Source organism: Mesorhizobium sp. Mes31, assembly GCF_024519675.1.
GTDB lineage: Bacteria > Pseudomonadota > Alphaproteobacteria > Rhizobiales > Rhizobiaceae > Mesorhizobium.
The window spans coordinates 21256-38089 of the sequence record NZ_JALJRL010000032.1 but is presented as its reverse complement, the minus strand read 5'-3'; the positions used below and the strand labels follow the sequence as shown (position 1 = coordinate 38089).

Sequence of the window (16834 nt, the reverse complement as noted above, 5' to 3'; positions counted from 1 at the left end):
TGGTGTAGTTCTTGTAGCGATCCTGTGCTGTCGAGTTGGCCGGCATGGTGTCGCCGGTGGCCTCGATGTGGTCGCGGCCGACACTTTTGAGCAGTTCGGCGATGGAGAGATCGGGGCCGTCACCGCGCGGCGAGGCGATACGGCCGTTGGCGACGACCAAAGTGTTGGCCTGCAGCGCGTGGAAGGGCGAGCGCGGGTCGCTGATCGCCAGCCCGACCAGCTGGTCGAGCGCGGAGGTCGCCGCCTTGTAGACGGCGCCGGTCATCACGCCGGCCAGCCGCGAGCCGCCGGTGACGCCGGCGCGGGGAAAGCGGGAGTCGCCCAGTTTGACCACGACAGTTTCGGCCGGCACGCCGACCGTCTCGGCGGCGGTCTGCGCCAGGATGGTGTAGGTGCCCTGGCCCATGTCGATCGAGGAGCTCTCGACCTCGACCGAGCCGTCGGCGAGGATGCGCACGATCGCCTCGCCATAGGCGCGCCGCACCGGATAGGTGCCGGCGGCGACACCCCAGCCGATCAGCTGGTTGTCGTCGCGCATCGAGCGCGGTTCGGGCGTGCGCCTGGCCCAGCCGAAGCGTTCGGCGCCCATGGCAAAAGCCTCGCGCAACTGCCTGGTCGACCAGGCTTTTTTGGCATGGGGGTCCTGTTCGGCGTAGTTCCGCAGCCGGATCTCCAGCGGATCGATGCCAACCTCGTAAGCGAGCTCGTCGATGGCGCTCTCGATGCCGAAAGCCGAGGGGTTTTCGCCCGGGGCGCGCATGGCACCCGGCACCACCGAATTCACCCGCACGACATTCTGCTTGGAGGAGAAATTCGGCGTCGCGTACATGATCGAGGTGACCGACCCGAGCGGCTCGACCCACATGCCGTCCATTGAGGTCTCGTTGACGCCGCGATGCACGATCGACTGGATGCGGCCGTCGTGGTCGGCGCCGAGCGCCACCGTCTGCCGCGTCGCGGCGCGGCCGCCATAGCCGGTGAAGGTTTGCGGGCGCGTCATCACCAGCCGCACCGGCCGGCCGAGCATTTTGGCGGCACATGCCGCCACCGCGCCATGGCTCAGCGCCAGCGCCTTGGAGCCGAAACCGCCACCAATATAGGGCGAGACCAGCCGGACATTCTCGAACGGCACGCCGAACCATTCGGCATAGGTGCGCGCCATGCCGTCCAGCCACTGGCTCGGCTCCCATACGGTCAACTGGTCGCCTTCCCAGCGCGCGATCAAGCCATGCGGCTCCATCGGCGCCTGGTATTCGCGCGGCGTGTTGTAGGCGGCGCAGACCCGGACCGGGGCAGAGGCGAAAGCGGCTTGTGCGTCGCCCCATTCCTTGGTCATGGCATCGACCGGAATGCCGTCGCCGGCCTTGCCGTCGCTGAGGTCGACGATGGCCTGCGTCTCGTCGTAACTGACCTTGACCAGGGCAGCCGCGGCGACCGCCTGCTCGAAGGTTTCCGCCACCACTGCAGCGATATGCTGACCACTGAAGGTGATGTCGCGCGCCAGCGGGCAATAGGGTTTGTCCGGCGGCGGCGTGCCGAACCAGTCCGATGCGGTCCTGAGGCTGATGATGGTGTCGGGCGTCAGCACCTGCAGCACGCCAGGTGCTGCCTCGGCGGCTGTCGTGTCGATCGCGCGCACCTTGCCCGATGCAATCGTGCTTTCGACCAGCACGGCGTAGGCAAGCCCGTCGAGTTGCTGCTCGACGGCATATTTCGCGGCACCGGTGATCTTGGCCGGGCCGTCGACGCGCGACAGGCGGCCGCCGACGGCTTCCGCCGTCACGCCATCCGAAGCATCGCCATATCTTGTGTGAACGGTCATGCCGTCTCTCCCAATTTGAGGATGGCCCTGGCTGCGACGCGGGGCGCGAGCTCGATCTTGTAGTGGTTGGCGCCATGGTCGACGGCGCCTTCGACGGCGAGCAGGCTGGCCGCGCGAACAGCATCCAGCTCCAGCACCTTGCCTTTCAGCGCTGCTTCCACGGCCCGCGCCCGCCACGGTTTTGTCGCGACGCCACCGAGCGCCACCCGCAGGTCGCGGATGGTGCGCCCGTCAGCCTCGAACTCGATGCCGACGGCCGCACTCGCCGCGGCAAACTCGTAGGATTGCCGGTCGCGGACCTTGAGGTAGGTCGAACGGCGGGCGGCCGCGGAGCCGGGGATCTCGATCGCGGTGATCATCTCGCCCGGTTCGATGGCGTGTTCCCTGTCGGGCGTGGTGCCGGGCAACAGGAAAAAATCGTCGACCAAAACCCGGCGCTCGCCGAGATGGACGACCGCGTCGAAGGCGACCAGGGCCACGGCGAGATCGCCGGGATACATGGCGATGCAGGCCTCACCGGTGCCGAGCACGGCGTGTCCCTTCGTGACGCCGCCGATCGCCGAACAGCCCGAGCCGGGTTCCCGCTTGTTGCAGGCGGGGAAATTCGAGGGATCGCGGAAATAGGGGCAGCGGGTGCGCTGCATCAGGTTGCCGCCCATGGTCGCCATGTTGCGGATCTGCGCGGAAGCCGCCTGCCACAGCGCTTCCGAGACGGCGGGGAAGCGGCTCTTGATGTCGGCGTGATCGGCGACATGGCGCATTTTGGCCAGCGCGCCGATGGTGGCGCCGCGCTCGTTCACGTCGATCCGGTCCAGCCCCTCGAGATAGGTGATGTCGACCAGCGTGTCGGGCTCGGCAACGCCGCATTTGGCGAGATCGATCAGCGTGGTGCCGCCGGCCAGCAGCATGGCGCCGGGCAGGGCGGCTGCCTCGCGTGCCGCATCGACTGAAGCGGCGCGCAGGTACGAAAAATCCCTCATGATGCGACCTCCAAGGCGGCCTGGCGGACAGCGGCGACAATGTGCGGATAGGCGCCGCAACGGCAGAGATTGCCGGCCATGTATTCGCGGATCTCTTCATCCGAGCCGGCATGGCCCTCGCGGATGCAGGCCACCGCCGACATGATCTGGCCTGATGTGCAATAGCCGCACTGGAAGGCGTCCTGCTCGAGGAAGGCAGCCTGCACGGGATGCAGTTCGCCCTCCCGTGCAAGCCCCTCTATGGTGGTGATGGCGCGGCCCTGGGCTTGAGCGGCCAGCGTCAGACAAGCCAGCACGCGCTCACCGTCGACATGCAGGGTGCAGGCGCCGCACTGGCCGTGGTCGCAGCCCTTCTTGGTGCCGGTCAGGCCGAGCCGGTCGCGCAAGGCGTCGAGCAAAGTGACGCGCGGCTCGAGCTCCAGTTCGTGATGGTTGCCGTTGATGTCGAGATGAACAGGGATCGTTGTTTTCGTCATGGGCGTCGGGCTCCAGTTGCTTGACGCTGGTGGGATTGATCTATTTTGGGCAGGGGGGCAGCCGGCGGTCTAGCGCCAGCTGTCCGGCCCGTCGCTTTCGCTCTCTGCTCTTCGGGCGTTCAGCCCCTTGAAAAGGTCCACTGGACCTTTTGATCCGCCCGAAGGCGGACCGGGTCTTCCCCGTTCGTCGTTCGGGAAGCCAGGCAGTTGGCTTCCCGTCCGCTAGGCGCACCACTCCTCACCCCAGCAGGTCCTCGATGCGGATCGGAAAGCGCCGGGGCCGCACGCCGGTTGCGTGCCAGACCGCATTGGCGACAGCGCCGGCGGTGCCGGTGATGCCGATTTCGCCAACGCCCTTGATGCCGAGCGCGTTGACGTAAGGATCGTCCTCGTGGACCAGCAGCGCCTCGACCGACGGTACGTCGGCATTCACCGGGACATGGTATTCGGCGAGGTTGGCGTTCTGGATCCGGCCCGAGTGCCGGTCGGTGATGGCTTCCTCGTGCAGCGCGAAGGAGACGCCCCAGATCATGCCGCCATAATACTGGCTGCGCACCAGCCGCGGATTGATGACCCGTCCGGCGGCAAACGCGCCGACCAGTCTTGTGACGCGGATCTGGCCGAAATCGGGATCGACCTTGACCTCGGCGAAGACGGCGCCATGCGCGTGCTTGGCGTAGGTCTCCTGCGATGCCGGATCCGGAGCGCCCTTGCCACGGCCTTCGATCTCGGTGAGGCCGGCGCGCGCAAGAATCTCGGCATAGCTTTCACTGCGGCTTTCATCGTCGCGGCGATACAGGCGGCCGCCGCGTGCCAGCACGCCTTCGTTGCCGGCGCCGAACAGCGGCGAGGCTTCATGGCCGGTGGCGAGATCGGCGAGCCTGGCGATGACGGCGGCACCCGCATTGTGGATCGCCATGCCGGCCGTCGCCGTGTGACCGGAGCCGCCGGCAATGCCCGCATTGGGCAGGTCGGAGCTGCCGGCCCTGAAATCGACCTGGTCGATGTCGAGCCCCAGGCCGTCGGCGGCGATCTGGGCAAAGGCGGTCCAGGCGCCTTGCCCCATGTCCTGGGCGCCAGTCTCCATCAGGCCGCTGCCATCGGCCTTCAGCACGGCCCGCGCCTCGGCCTGGAACATGATGGCGGGGAAGGTCGCCGTGCCCATGCCCCAGCCGGTGAGGAAACCGTCGGCGTCGCGCATCAGCCGCGGCTGAAGCGGGCGGCTCGCCCAGCCAAACGCCTCGGCGGCCTGTCTGTAGCACTCGCGCAGCGCCTTGGAGGAAAACGGCTTGCCGGTCATCGGCTCGACCTCGGCATAGTTCCTCAGCCGGAATTCCAGCGGGTCCATGCCGCAGGCGTGAGCCGCCTCATCGATGGCGCTTTCCAGCGCGATCGAGCCGGTGGCTTCGCCTGGCGCCCGCATGAACAGCGGCGTTCCGGTGTCGAGCCGCACCGCCTCGTGCGACGTGGTGATGGCGGGGCTGGCATAAAGCGTGTGCGAGGCGTCCGCCGCCGGTTCGAAGAAATCGTCGAACGTGCTCGACGCGGTCTTGGCATGATGGTGGATGGCGGTCAGCCGCCCCTCGTTATCCATGCCCATACGCAAGGTCTGGCGCGTCGGCGCGCGATGGCCGACCGGCCCGTACATCTGCTCGCGCCGCAGCACCAGCTTGACGGGACGGCCAACGAGACGCGCCGCCAGGATGCCCAGCACCTGCGGCCCGGAAATCATCCCTTTCGAACCGAAGCCGCCGCCGAGGAAGGGGCTGCGGATATGGATGTTTTGCGGCGCGATGCCGAACAGACCGGCGATGCGGCCCTGCGCCATGGCCAGGCCCTGGCTCGGCGTGTCGATCGACAGCCGGTCGCCATCCCACGCGGCGACGATCGCGTGCGGCTCCATGGCGTTGTGGTACTGGGCCGGCGTCTCGTAGGTGGCCTCGATCCGCGTCCTTGCCGATTTGAGGCCGGCCTCGCTATCGCCCTTGTGCTGCACCGCCGGACCGCCGACGCCGACACCACGCGGCACGAAGCTTTCGGCGTCGTCGAGACCGACGCGCGCCGGCAGTGCTTCATAGCGCGGCGACAGCAGCGCCGCCCCTTCGGTCGCCGCCTCAAGCGTCTCTGCGATCACTACGGCGATGGTCTGGTTGGGGTAGCGGACCTGATCGTTCTGCAGCAGGTCGAGCCGGAACATGAAGGGATGGTCCTTGGCGTCCGGGTCGGCGGCGAGCGCCGGCCGGTTCGTGGGCGTCATCACCTCGACCACGCCCGCATGCGCCTTGGCCGCCTCGATATCCAGCGAGGCGACGCGGCCGCGCGCGATGCTGCTGACGGCCAACACGGCATAGAGCATGCCGGGCGGATGGTTGTCGGCCGCGTAGCGGGCCGCACCGGTGACTTTCAGGAAGCCATCGCGGCGGGTCAGCGGCTGGCCGATGCTGGAGCCCTGCCGGGCATGGGCGGGTTGCTGGTTGAGGCTGAGTTCAAGCGTCATGGCGCGCTCCGGGAATGTTCGAGAACGGGGAGGCAGGGAGGGCCGGCAGCCGCTCGGGCGTTCCCGCCAAAGCGGACATCAGCGCCCTGACCACGATGCGGCGGGCAAGCTCGATCTTGAAAGCATTGTCGCCTGAGGGACTGGCGTCGGCCAAAGCGGCATCGGCAGCGCTGGCGAAGGTCGCCTCGTTAGCATCGGCGCCGAGCAGGACGGCTTCCGCCGACCGCGCCCGCCATGGCTTGGCCGCGACGCCACCCAATGCCAGCCTTGCGGCGCGGATCTTGCCGCCGTCGACGACGAGTGCCGCGGCTGCCGAGACGACCGCGAAGGCATAGGAGGTGCGTTCGCGCACCTTTAGGTAACGGGCATTGGCGGCGAAGGAGGCAGCCTCCGCCGGCAGCCGCACCGCCACGATCAGGTCGCCAGGCTCCAGCGCATTCTCCCGCTGCGGCGTGTCGCCGGGAAGCCGGTGGAATTCCGCCAGCGTGACGTGGCGCCGACCCGCCTTGCCCTCGATCTCGACCACGGCGTCGAGCGCCACCAGCGGCACGCAGAAGTCCGACGGATGGGTGGCAATGCAGGCATCGCTCCAGCCAAGCACGGCGTGAAGGCGGTTTTCGCCGCCAAGTGCCGCGCAGCCGGCGCCGGGCTCGCGCTTGTTGCAGGCGCTGGCGGTGTCGTAAAAATAGCTGCAGCGCGTGCGCTGCAGGAGATTGCCGCCGACGGTGGCGGCGTTGCGAAGTTGCGCCGAGGCGCCCGACAGCAGCGCTTCGGCCACCGCCGGATAGGCCTTGGCGAACGCCGCGTCGTGGGCGAGATCGGCGTTGCGGACCAGCGCGCCGATGCGCAGGCCGCCATCGTCGAGCCGCTCGATGCGGTTGAGCTCCGGCAGCCGCGAGATGTCGACGATGCGCTCGGGGCTGGTGATGCCGCCCTTCATCAGGTCGAGCAGATTGGTGCCGCCGGCGAGATAGGCCGAACCAGGTTCGGCCGCCGCCGCGATAGCGTCAGGGATGGTGGCGGGCCTGATGTAATCGAAGTCTCTCATGCCGCGGTCCTCCGGTCTGCCTTGGCAAGCTGCTGCTGGGCTTCCAGGACGGCCTCGACGATGCCGCCATAGGCCGCGCAGCGGCATATGTTGCCGCTCAGCCCCTCGCGGATGCGTTCGGGATCGTCGCCGGCCTGTCCTTCGGCGATCAGGCCGAGCGTGCTCATGATCTGGCCGGGTGTGCAGAACCCGCACTGGAAGCCGTCATGGGCGATGAAGGCGGCCTGCACCGGATGCAGCTCTTCACCACGGGCGACGCCTTCGATGGTCATGACATTGGCGCCGTCATGGCTGACCGCCAGCGACAGGCAGGAGTTGATGCGCTTGCCGTCGACCAGCACCGTGCAGGCGCCGCACTGGCCGCGGTCGCAGCCCTTCTTGGTGCCGGTGAGATCAAGCCGCTCGCGCAGCAGGTCGAGCAGGGTTACGCGGGGATCGACCTCCAGTTCGTGTCGGTGTCCGTTGATGGTGAGGGTGATGGGAAGGCTGGTCATGGGCGTCTGGCTCCAGTTTGCTTGACGCGGATGGAAGGGAACTGGTGCCTTGCCGGCGAAGGGCAAGGTACCCTTATGGTCAGGTACTGGCGGAAGTGACAGCGAATCTCGCGTGAGACAGGCGGGCAGGGGAGATGTCGGCTTGCAGGTTTGAAAGACGTGACATACCGGTTCCCCTGATTATATGATAAAGGTGCTCCACTAAAGCGGAGGCGCCTCCGTTTATTACGTGGGGGCTGACCCGGCCGGGTTCAAGCCCTAGACACGACGTGGAGAAAGAAATTGGCCGCAGAGCCATCCAGCGCTGGACGGAAGACCGATGCCGCGGACGCCAAGCGGCTGCGCGCCGATGCGCAGCGCAACCGCGACCGGCTGGTCGAGGTGGCTGCCGTCGTCTTTGCCGAGCGCGGCATCGATGCCTCGCTGGAAGAGGTCGCGCGCCGCGCCGGCGTCGGCATCGGCACGCTCTACCGGCATTTTCCGACGCGCGAGCATCTGGTCGAGGTGGTCTACCGGCGCGAGGCGGAAGGGCTGTGCGCGGCCGCCGGCGAACTCGCCGAAAAACATCCGTCCGATGTCGCGCTGGAACAGTGGATGCAGCGCTTCGTCGACTACATCGCCACCAAGCGCGGCCTGGCGACCAGCCTGCGCATCCTGCTCACCACCAATTCGACGCTGTTTTCCGACACGTCGGGAAGGGTATCGCAGGCCCTGCGGCAACTGGTTGACGCAGCAGTGGCCGACGGCACCATCCGCGGCGACGTCGACGCCTCCGACGTGCTGCACGCGCTGTCCGGCATCTATTCGGCGCCCGACACCCCGGAATGGCGCGACCGCTCGCGCCGGCTGGTGAAGCTCTTGATGGACGGGTTGCGGTTCGGGGCGGGGACCTCGGCGAGGGCTGGCGAGTGAAGGAAGCGACATAGCCTTCCGCGACCGCGAAACCACCGAAACCACGCAGAGTCCGATCCGCACTTGCGCCTGTGATCTTCCCAGCCGCGAATCTTCCGACTTGCGCAGCGGGACGCCACAAGGCTCGCACAAGCGCCGGGAGCCAGAGTGGCGCCGCACATCGTGCAAGCGGCGTGGAGGCTGAACCGGCCGTAACCACCGCGTGACGGAAGGCTTGAGGGCTTGAAAAGCGCGGCAGTTCAAATCGAGGCCCTCGACGAACCGAATCTCATCATGGGCAAGGCGCCCATCGTGCGGGCTGTCTTCGAGGGGCGCGATATTTCTCCCTTGTGGGACACGCTGTTCGGGCGCATTTCGGCCGATATCACGGATGCCGCGGCGTTTCTGGATGTGTCGATCCTGCTTCATGCGATCGGCGAGGAAGACAAGGCGGCGCTCAGCCAGAAGGCCGCGCTCGAGATCAGCCGCAAGTATCTGATACGCAACGGACGCGGTACGGGACCGAACGTGCTTGTGTTCATGACGGCCGGCGACTTCATGGCCAACACGCCGATCGAATTCCTGCTCGAGCACTCCGACGCGAACCTGCTGCTCTACTATGTCGACGCCGACACGACGGACCTCGCGGATGTTCCCGAGCACGATGTCGCCTTCGTGGCTGTTGGCGAGTCCGCCGAAAATCTGGCCGTGCTGGCAAACCTCGACCGGCTGCTGCGCGACTGGACCGGCCCGATCATGAACAACGCGCCGCGCCTCATCATGGCGCTGTCCAGGGACGGCGTCGCCGAAGCGCTGAAGGACGAACCCTCGATCCTTGCGCCTGCCGCTGCGCGCGTCGACCGGACCGTGCTCGAGAAACTGGCGTCCGGGGAGATCGAGGTCGACGCGATCCAGGTGGCGAAGGCGTTTCCAGTGATTGTCCGCCCGCTCGGCACGCATGCCGGCAAGGGAATGGAGAAGATCGCCACGCGATCGGAGCTATCGGCCTATCTGGCTTCGCACGCCGATACCGAATTCTACGTCACGCCCTTCATCGACTACAGCGGGACGGACGGCAAATTCCGCAAGCAACGCGTCGCCTTCATCAACGGGCGACCCTACGCCAGCCACCTCGCGGTTTCCGAGCACTGGATGGTCCATTATCTCAACGCCGGCATGACCCAGCACGAAGACAGGCGTGCCGAGGAAGCGTTGTGGATGGCCAATTTCGACAGCGATTTCGCGGTGCGCCACGCGCGTTCCTTCGATGCGCTGCATCGACGCCTCGGGTTGGACTACTTCGCCATCGATTGTGCCGAACTCGCCGACGGCCGCCTGCTGGTGTTCGAGGCTGATGTGGCGATGATCGTCCATTCCATGGATTGGGAGAGCATCTTTCCCTACAAGAAGGGCGCCATGCGCAAGCTCTTCGCGGCATTCGAAGACGCGCTGGCGCGGCGCGTGGCGCGGACAGCGCCGACGACCGAATGCGCCCATACCGGAAAACCAGCCGTCTACCAGCGGACCCATGACGACTGCCTGGTTTGTGCCCTGGCGATGCTCACGGGCCGAACCTACGAGGAGATCGAGGACATCGCGCGAGGCTGCGATCCGTCCTATCCGCTCGGCGGCCCGATGAGTCATTCGATCATGCGCGGCGTTGCCAACAAATGCGGTTTCGTCCTCCTGAGCAGCATCTACATGCTGTGGGCCAAGCCCGCGATCATAGGGGTGGTGTCGCCGACCGTTCCCAACACCGGCCACGCCGTTTTCTGGGATGGCGAGAAGATCATCGATCCGGGTTTCTGCGAACGCGTCGATCGTGCCTATGTCGACCGGTGCGGGTTGGAATTCACGCAGCGGGCGAGCGATCTGCAACCGCTGATCAGCCATGACATCCAGATCTCCTACCTGGCCGGTGCCGTGGCGGCCAATGAACCGCTTTGATCGCCTCGCTACCGCAGCCCTGACCACGGAGACCATCATGCCTGCAACTCAGCGCGGGATCCTGCAGGTGCCGGCGAGCCCGGTCCCGGACACGGAGGGCCTGGACCGCCGTTCCCCGGCCTCCGTTTCCTTCCTGCTCGGCACGGGTGGCGACAGGCGCATCTGGCCGGACGCGATCACGCGGCGCAACCGCTACGGAACGCGCGCAACGCCGGCCGACGATGAAATCTCGTTCTCGTCGACGACGGCAAGCAATATCTCGCGCGAGGGTTTTCAGGCGGCCGGGGCCGAACTGGCGCGCCTCATGGATATCGCTTCGCCTTCCCCTGTCGCGACTGATCAATGGTTCGCCGACATTCGCGACCGGATCGCCGGCAATCTTGGCTGTGCGGGCGCCCAAATCGTTCTCGCGGCCTCGGGAACGGATGCGGAGCTTCTCGCGCTCTGCATGGTCGCCGGTGTCTCCAGGCGCCCCTTGACCAATGTGCTTGTCGCGCCCGACGAAACGGGGAATGGCGTTCCACGGGCGGCGGCGGGGCGCCACTACTCGGATCTGACGGCGCTCGGCGGCGCCGTCGAGGCTGGCGCGCCGCTTGAAGGCCTGCCGCCGGATCGTATCGAAGTGCGCACCATCGCTATCCGCAACGAGACCGGCGAGCCCCGCCATCAGCATGAAATCGATGCCGAGATCATCGCCGCCGTCGAGCTGGAATTGAGACGGGATCGCGATGTCCTCGTCCACGTGCTCGATGCGTCGAAAACCGGGTTGCCGGCGGTAACGCGGCAGGCCGCGCGCCATGTCGCGGCGCTTGCCCCCGGACGGGTGCGGGTGATCGTCGATGCCTGCCAGTTCCGCGGCTCGATTGCGCGGCTGGGGCAGGATCTGGCGGATGGCTTCGTGGTGGCCTTGACCGGCTCCAAGTTCATCGCCGGCCCGCCCTTTTCCGGCGCGCTTCTCATCCCCCCGGCACTGGCCGAGGAGCTTGCGGCGAGGTCCGATATCCCGGCGGGCCTGGCGGAATACACCGCGGCGCAAGACTGGCCGGCGGCCCTTCGCCAGCGGATGAGCTTCGCGTTCAAGTCGGAATTGAATTTGGGGCTGGGTTTGCGCTGGGTCGCGGCGCTCGCCCATCTCGATCGCTATGCCGGGATCGACGAGGCCCGGCAAAGCCTCGTCAAGGAAGAGTTCGTCCGCCTTGTGCGGTCTCGCATCGACGCCGTGGACGGTATTTCCCTGCATCAGGACGATGAAGGCGACCATCTTGGTTCCCGCGCCATGGTCCCGCTGACCGTCACGAACGGCGCCGGCGCTTTCGCGTCGTTCGAGGAATGCCAGGCTGTCCAGGCGTCGATGCGCGGTCTCAACGGAGGCCCGATCTGCCATATCGGGCAGGCCGTGCGCCTGGGTTCGCGCACGGTGCTGCGTGTTGCCGCCTCCGCTCCCGATGTGATCGGCGTTTCGACGCGAATGTCGGCCGGCCAGTCGCTGCAGCAGGCGTTCGCTCCGATAGAATCGAGGCTCGACGTTTTCTTCCAGAAATTGTCCGTGGTCCTGCGCCATCTACGAGATAGCTGATGCCGCGATCCACCGAGCAGAGCGACCCGGCTGCCGACAGTGCGGCCGAGACCAGCCTCGATCCAGCCGACTGGGATCAGTTCCGCAAGACCGCGCATGGCTTGCTGGACGACATGATCACCCACATCGAAACCATCCGGCAAAGACCGGTATGGCAGCGGCCGACCGATGAAACGCGCGCGAGGTTTGCCCGGCCGCTGCCGCACCAACCGCGCGACCTCGGCGATGTCGTGGATGATATGCGCACGCACATCATGCCGTTCGCAACCGGCAATCTGCATCCCTCGTTCATGGGTTGGGTTCACGGCGCTGGCACGCCGATCGGCATGGTGGCGGAAATCGTCGCGAGCGGCCTGAACATGAATTGCGGCGGCCGCGACCATGCCGGCCTCGTGGTCGAACAGCAGATCGTACGCTGGATGAGCGAGGCGCTCGGCTACCCCCGTGGCGCGAGCGGCCTGTTCCTCACCGGATCCTCGATGGCAAACTTCGTCGCGCTGACGATCGCCAAGACCAAGGCACTGGGCCAGTCCGTCCGCGAGACCGGCCTGCGCGACTGCGACCGCCAGCTGGTCGCCTATACGTCCACCGAGGCGCATTCCTGCATCGCGCAGGCAATGCAGCTGTCCGGCATCGGATCGGCAAATCTGCGGACCATCGCGGCCGACGATGCCGGAAGGATGCTGCCTGGCGCGTTGTGTGCGGCGATTGAACAGGACCGCGCCGAGGGGTTCCTGCCGTTTCTGGTCGTCGGCACCGCGGGAACGGTGAACACCGGGGCCATCGATCCGCTGGCCGACATCGCCGAAATCGCTTCCAGGGAAAAGCTCTGGTTCCATGTCGATGGCGCGATCGGTGCGCTCGCCGTGCTGTCCGATGCCTTGCGCGGATTGTTCAAGGGCATCGAAAAGTCGGCATCGGTGGCGCTCGACTTCCACAAAGGGGGCCAGGTTCCCTACGATGCCGGTTTCCTTCTGGTGCGCGATGGCGATGCCCACAAGCGCGCGTTCGCGCAGCCGGCCGCCTATCTGCAGCGGGCGAATCGTGGGCTTGCCGCCGGAGAAACCTGGCCTTGCGATCTCGGCCCCGACCTGTCGCGCGGGTTCCGCGCCTTGAAAACATGGATGACGATCGAAGCGCTTGGGACGGATCGTATCGGCGGCTCGATCGCTTACACATGCATGCTAGCACGCCATCTCGCCGAAGCCCTGCAACGCCATCCGGCCTTTGAATTGAAGGCGCCCGTGGCGCTCAACATCGTCTGTTTCGGCATTCGCGGGGCGGACCCCGAGTTTGTCCGCAACCTGGTTCTGGATCTCCAGGAATCAGGCCTGGCCGCGCCTTCGTGGACAATCATCAACGGCGAGCTGGTCGTGCGCTGCGCTATCGTCAACCATCGCACGACGGTGGCCGACATCGACGCGTTCATGGATACGCTCAACCGGTACCTGGCCGATGGCGGCCTTCCTCCAGCTTCGTCCCCTGAACCGGCAATTCGGCCTGTCCGCTCGTGACAGCAGGGCGGCTCGGCACACCGCGCTTGCAACTGAATGCGAGCAGTTGTTAAGTTCCTCACATTTCACGTGACTGACAGGCCCGCACGCATGACTTCTCGCAAAGCACAAAGGACAGCCCGGCTGATCCATCTGCTGTCGGAACGGCGGGTCATTCATCTCAGCGAAGCGGCAATTCTTCTCGGCGTTTCCGAGATGACGGTGCGGCGTGACATCGCCACCAACCAGGGACAGATCGCCTATCTCGGCGGGCATATACTGGCGGCGGCGGAGATCGACACCGACGCTCCTTACGAACTGGCGACCGCGGCCGACAGCCATGCGGCCGCGAAGCGCGAAGCCTGCCTGCACGCGGTGTGCAAGATACGGCCCGACGAGACGATCTTCATCGACTGCGGCACGACGCTGATCCATCTGATCGATCTCATTCCCGACAATTATCAAATAACGGCAATATGTTACGCCATGAATGTCGCGGAACGCCTGACCCGCAAGGCCAATGTCACGATCATCATGCTGGGCGGTGTCTATCATCCCGCCTCGGCGTCTTTCTCGGGTACGCATGATTTCGACATCTTGAAGAGCGTTGGCATCAACGTCGCCTTCCTGTCGGCCTCGGGTGTCGATGCCAAGCGCGGCGCCACCTGCGAGCATTTCCACGAAGCGGTGGTGAAGCAGAAGGTGATGAGCCTGGCGCGCGAGAACTACCTGGTCGTCGACTCGAGCAAGATCGGCAAGCTCAAGCGCGCCTTCTTCGCGCCGATGGACGGCTTCGACGCCGTCATCACAGAACATGGCGAGGTCGGGCCGGAATCTTTCGGCGAGGCCTGACCTGATTTCAAAATGCCTCATGCGGCGACAAGCCTTCATTTGACATTTCGTACCGCTGATGGAAAAGTCACAAAAAAAGTAAGAGAAGTCTCAAAAAGACGATCTCGCATGAAGGGTAGGGGACGCGTCAACGGGAGGAAGCGCAGGCGCCATGATCGAACAGGGTTCGATTGTGCTGATGTCCGAGACACCCTTGCTGCGCGTCGAGGGCGTCAGGAAGCGGTTTGGCGGCGTCAATGCGCTGCGCGGCGTCAGTCTCGAAATCCGATCCGGTGAGGTTCACGCCCTGCTTGGCGAAAACGGGGCCGGCAAGTCGACGCTCATCAAGATTCTGAGCGGCGTGCATGTGCATGATGGCGGCTCGATCGAAATCGATGGCAAGCCGGTCTCGTTCGTTTCGCCCGCCCAGTCGCGCGACGCCGGCGTGGCGGTCGTCTACCAGGATCTGAGCCTGGTCGAATCGCTTTCGGTTGCCGACAATCTGCTGCTGGGGCGAGAGCCGAGGACCCGCTTCGGCTTCCTGAAGAAGCGCCAGCTGGTGGCGCAGGCCGAAGCATTCCTCAAATCGCAGAACATCCCGCTCGATCCCCGCGCCATGGTCGGCTCGCTGCCCTTTGCCTATCGCCAGATGACCGAGATCGCCAAGGCCCTGATGGGTGACGTTCGCCTGCTCATCCTGGACGAGCCGACCTCCGCGCTGACCGACGATGAAGAGAAGATCCTGTTCGAGGCGATCCGCGCGGTCGCCGCGCGGGGCGTCGGGGTGATCTACGTCACGCATCGCCTCAACGAGGTCTTCCGCATTTCGAACCGGGTGACCGTGTTCCGCGACGGGCAGAACGCCGGAACATTTGTCACGGCGCAAACCAATATGCGGCAATTGGTCGGCGCGATCGTCGGGCCGGATCACGCCGTTCTGAAGGCGGACGGCGCGGCAGCCGAGCAAAGCGTGCCATCCTCCACCGGTTCGTCTGAAAAGCCGGTGCTCGAACTGAAGGGCGTCGGCAATGACCGGCTGGACCGGACCGATCTCGAGCTGCACAGCGGCGAGATCCATGGTCTTGCCGGACTGATCGGCAGCGGACGCACCGAAATCCTGCAGACGATCTTCGGCCTGCGGCCCGTGCAGTCGGGCGAGGCCAGCCTGGATGGCGTTTCGCTGAAGGGAACCGATCCAGCGGCGGCGATACGACAAGGCATCGCCCTGGTGCCGGAGGACCGGCACGTCCAGGGCCTGGTGCTCGAACATTCGATCGAACGCAACCTGACCCTGCCCCGGCTGCCATATTTCTCCCGCCTTGGCTGGCTGCAGCGCCGTCCGGCGAACGAGCACGCCAATGCCGCGATGCGCAGACTGGCCGTCAAGGCGCCAGGCGCGTCGACCACTGTGAAGAACCTCTCCGGCGGCAACCAGCAGAAGGTCGTGTTCGGCAAATGGAACGAGCCGCGGCCGCGCGTACTGTTGCTCGACGAGCCGACAGTCGGCGTCGATGTCGGGGCGCGCGAGGAGATTTACGGCGTCATTCGCGCCGCCGCGGCGGCTGGCAGCGGTGTGCTGCTGGTGTCTTCGGATCTGTCCGAACTGCTTCAGCTCTGCGACCGCATCTCCATTGTCGTCGATGGCCGGATCACCAGGACGATTGCCAGACAAGACCTCGGCAGCGCCGAGGACCTTCATCACCTCATCCAACTTTCGCAGCCATCGGAAGAGCACGCGGCATGACCGACACCCAGAGCCCGGCAAAGGCACCAATGGCAAGCGGGGCAAGTGCCGCCAACCAGCCGGGCGGCCGCGCGACGCTGCGGCATCTGCTTCAGGGCGAGCGGCCCTACATGCTCTACGTCGCCTTCGCCATCATGCTGATCGTCTTCAGCCTGGCATCGCCCTGGTTCCTGTCGATCGACAATTTTCTCAACATCGGCCGGCAGACGACATTGGTTTCGATCATCGCCGTCGGCATGACGTTCGTCATCATCTCCAGGCAGATCGACCTGTCCGTCGCCTCGACGCTGGCGCTTTCGGGCATGAGTGCGTCACTGGCCATGGCTTTCGTCGCCAACAACTGGGTCGTCGGCGCGGTGGCGGGGCTGGGCACCGGGGCGCTGATCGGGCTGATCAACGGTGTCTTGACCACTCGCCTCGAAATCCCGTCCTTCCTGGTGACGCTCGGCACGTTGAGCGGCGCGCGCGGCCTGGCGCTGATGGTCACCAACACCAAGCCGGTCATCATCACCAACGAGTATTATTTCGCGATCTTTGGCGAGGGTTCCCTGCTTGGCATCCCGGCGCCGATCCTGTGGACGCTTGGCGTCACCATCTCCGGCATATTGTTGCTGCACTACAGCGTCTACGGGCGGCAGGTCTATGCGGCGGGCGGCAATCCGACGGCGGCACTCTATTCCGGCGTCCATATCAAGCAGGTCACCACGCTGGCCTTCGTGCTGACCGGGACGCTCGCCGGCCTGGCATCGCTGATCCTGTCGGCGCGTTCGCACGCGGCGCGGCCCGACGTGGTGCAAGGCATGGAGCTCGATGTCATCGCCTCGGTGATCCTCGGCGGCTGCAGCCTTTTCGGCGGGCGTGGCTTCGTGCTCGGTACGCTGCTCGGCAGCCTGATCATCGGCACGCTCAACAACGGACTGGTGCTGCTTGGCGTCAGCTCGTCACTGCAACTCGTCATCAAGGGAGCAATCATCGTCGCCGCGGTCGCGTTCACGAGGAGGTAAGGCGCGCATCCACGGATATCAGCAGAAAATT

Annotated in this window: 13 protein-coding genes; 7 read left to right on the top strand and 6 right to left on the bottom strand. The window is 65.8% G+C overall.

What is annotated here, in order from left to right; all coding sequences use genetic code 11:
• The 6 genes from NR193_RS31885 to NR193_RS31860 all read right to left on the bottom strand — a co-directional run.
• The coding region (locus tag NR193_RS31885; RefSeq protein WP_256754640.1) for a xanthine dehydrogenase family protein molybdopterin-binding subunit at nt 1-1822 on the bottom strand (1822 nt) is incomplete at its 3' end.
• Nucleotides 1819-2802: a xanthine dehydrogenase family protein subunit M gene (locus NR193_RS31880; protein WP_256754639.1), complete on the bottom strand. Its 984-nt coding sequence runs from the start codon at nt 2800-2802 to the stop codon at nt 1819-1821. The genes NR193_RS31885 and NR193_RS31880, both read right to left, overlap by 4 nt.
• Nucleotides 2799-3278, bottom strand: a complete 480-nt coding sequence (locus NR193_RS31875; RefSeq protein WP_256754638.1) for a (2Fe-2S)-binding protein — start codon at nt 3276-3278, stop codon at nt 2799-2801. Before NR193_RS31875 ends, NR193_RS31880 begins: the two co-directional genes overlap by 4 nt.
• Nucleotides 3279-3516: 238 nt before the next feature.
• The gene (locus NR193_RS31870; protein WP_256754637.1) at nt 3517-5775 is read right to left on the bottom strand and encodes a xanthine dehydrogenase family protein molybdopterin-binding subunit; all 2259 of its coding nucleotides are present in this window, start codon (nt 5773-5775) and stop codon (nt 3517-3519) included.
• Nucleotides 5765-6823, bottom strand: coding sequence for a xanthine dehydrogenase family protein subunit M (locus NR193_RS31865; protein WP_256754636.1), 1059 nt, complete (start codon nt 6821-6823; stop codon nt 5765-5767). The genes NR193_RS31870 and NR193_RS31865 overlap by 11 nt, the downstream gene beginning before the upstream one ends.
• Complete coding sequence (locus NR193_RS31860; RefSeq protein WP_256754635.1) at nt 6820-7317, bottom strand: (2Fe-2S)-binding protein; 498 nt, start codon at nt 7315-7317, stop codon at nt 6820-6822. The genes NR193_RS31865 and NR193_RS31860 overlap by 4 nt, the downstream gene beginning before the upstream one ends.
• Nucleotides 7318-7599: 282 nt before the next feature.
• Between NR193_RS31860 and NR193_RS31855 the strand changes: the two genes are divergently transcribed.
• The 7 genes from NR193_RS31855 (at nt 7600) to NR193_RS31825 (ending at nt 16803) form a co-directional block, all read left to right on the top strand.
• The gene (locus NR193_RS31855) at nt 7600-8229 is read left to right on the top strand and encodes a TetR/AcrR family transcriptional regulator (RefSeq protein WP_256754634.1); all 630 of its coding nucleotides are present in this window, start codon (nt 7600-7602) and stop codon (nt 8227-8229) included.
• A 222-nt stretch (nt 8230-8451) separates the two neighbouring features.
• Nucleotides 8452-10155 carry a RimK family alpha-L-glutamate ligase gene (locus tag NR193_RS31850; RefSeq protein WP_256754633.1) on the top strand — a complete coding sequence of 568 codons (1704 nt, stop codon included), beginning with the start codon at nt 8452-8454 and terminating at the stop codon, nt 10153-10155.
• A 37-nt stretch (nt 10156-10192) separates the two neighbouring features.
• On the top strand, nt 10193-11731 hold the full coding sequence (locus NR193_RS31845) for a hypothetical protein (protein ID WP_256754632.1): 1539 nt from the start codon (nt 10193-10195) through the stop codon (nt 11729-11731).
• Nucleotides 11731-13245, top strand: coding sequence for a pyridoxal-dependent decarboxylase (locus NR193_RS31840; RefSeq protein ID WP_256754631.1), 1515 nt, complete (start codon nt 11731-11733; stop codon nt 13243-13245). The genes NR193_RS31845 and NR193_RS31840 overlap by 1 nt, the downstream gene beginning before the upstream one ends.
• Before the next feature lie 90 nt (nt 13246-13335).
• A complete protein-coding gene (locus tag NR193_RS31835; protein ID WP_256754630.1) occupies nt 13336-14076 on the top strand; it encodes a DeoR/GlpR family DNA-binding transcription regulator in 741 nt (246 codons plus the stop codon).
• A 151-nt stretch (nt 14077-14227) separates the two neighbouring features.
• Complete coding sequence (locus NR193_RS31830) at nt 14228-15799, top strand: sugar ABC transporter ATP-binding protein (protein WP_256754629.1); 1572 nt, start codon at nt 14228-14230, stop codon at nt 15797-15799.
• Nucleotides 15796-16803: an ABC transporter permease gene (locus NR193_RS31825; protein ID WP_256754628.1), complete on the top strand. Its 1008-nt coding sequence runs from the start codon at nt 15796-15798 to the stop codon at nt 16801-16803. Before NR193_RS31830 ends, NR193_RS31825 begins: the two co-directional genes overlap by 4 nt.
• The last annotated feature ends 31 nt before the right edge of the window (nt 16804-16834 follow it).

What these genes read in the sequence shown, in the direction of transcription:
- NR193_RS31875 (WP_256754638.1), bottom strand. Translation starts at nt 3,278, where the DNA reads ATGACGAAAACAACGATCCCTGTTCATCTCGACATCAACGGCAACCAT.
- NR193_RS31835 (WP_256754630.1), top strand. Translation starts at nt 13,336, where the DNA reads ATGACTTCTCGCAAAGCACAAAGGACAGCCCGGCTGATCCATCTGCTG.
- NR193_RS31825 (WP_256754628.1), top strand. Translation starts at nt 15,796, where the DNA reads ATGACCGACACCCAGAGCCCGGCAAAGGCACCAATGGCAAGCGGGGCA.
- NR193_RS31880 (WP_256754639.1), bottom strand. Translation starts at nt 2,802, where the DNA reads ATGAGGGATTTTTCGTACCTGCGCGCCGCTTCAGTCGATGCGGCACGC.
- NR193_RS31860 (WP_256754635.1), bottom strand. Translation starts at nt 7,317, where the DNA reads ATGACCAGCCTTCCCATCACCCTCACCATCAACGGACACCGACACGAA.
- NR193_RS31840 (WP_256754631.1), top strand. Translation starts at nt 11,731, where the DNA reads ATGCCGCGATCCACCGAGCAGAGCGACCCGGCTGCCGACAGTGCGGCC.
- NR193_RS31870 (WP_256754637.1), bottom strand. Translation starts at nt 5,775, where the DNA reads ATGACGCTTGAACTCAGCCTCAACCAGCAACCCGCCCATGCCCGGCAG.
- NR193_RS31845 (WP_256754632.1), top strand. Translation starts at nt 10,193, where the DNA reads ATGCCTGCAACTCAGCGCGGGATCCTGCAGGTGCCGGCGAGCCCGGTC.
- NR193_RS31865 (WP_256754636.1), bottom strand. Translation starts at nt 6,823, where the DNA reads ATGAGAGACTTCGATTACATCAGGCCCGCCACCATCCCTGACGCTATC.
- NR193_RS31830 (WP_256754629.1), top strand. Translation starts at nt 14,228, where the DNA reads ATGATCGAACAGGGTTCGATTGTGCTGATGTCCGAGACACCCTTGCTG.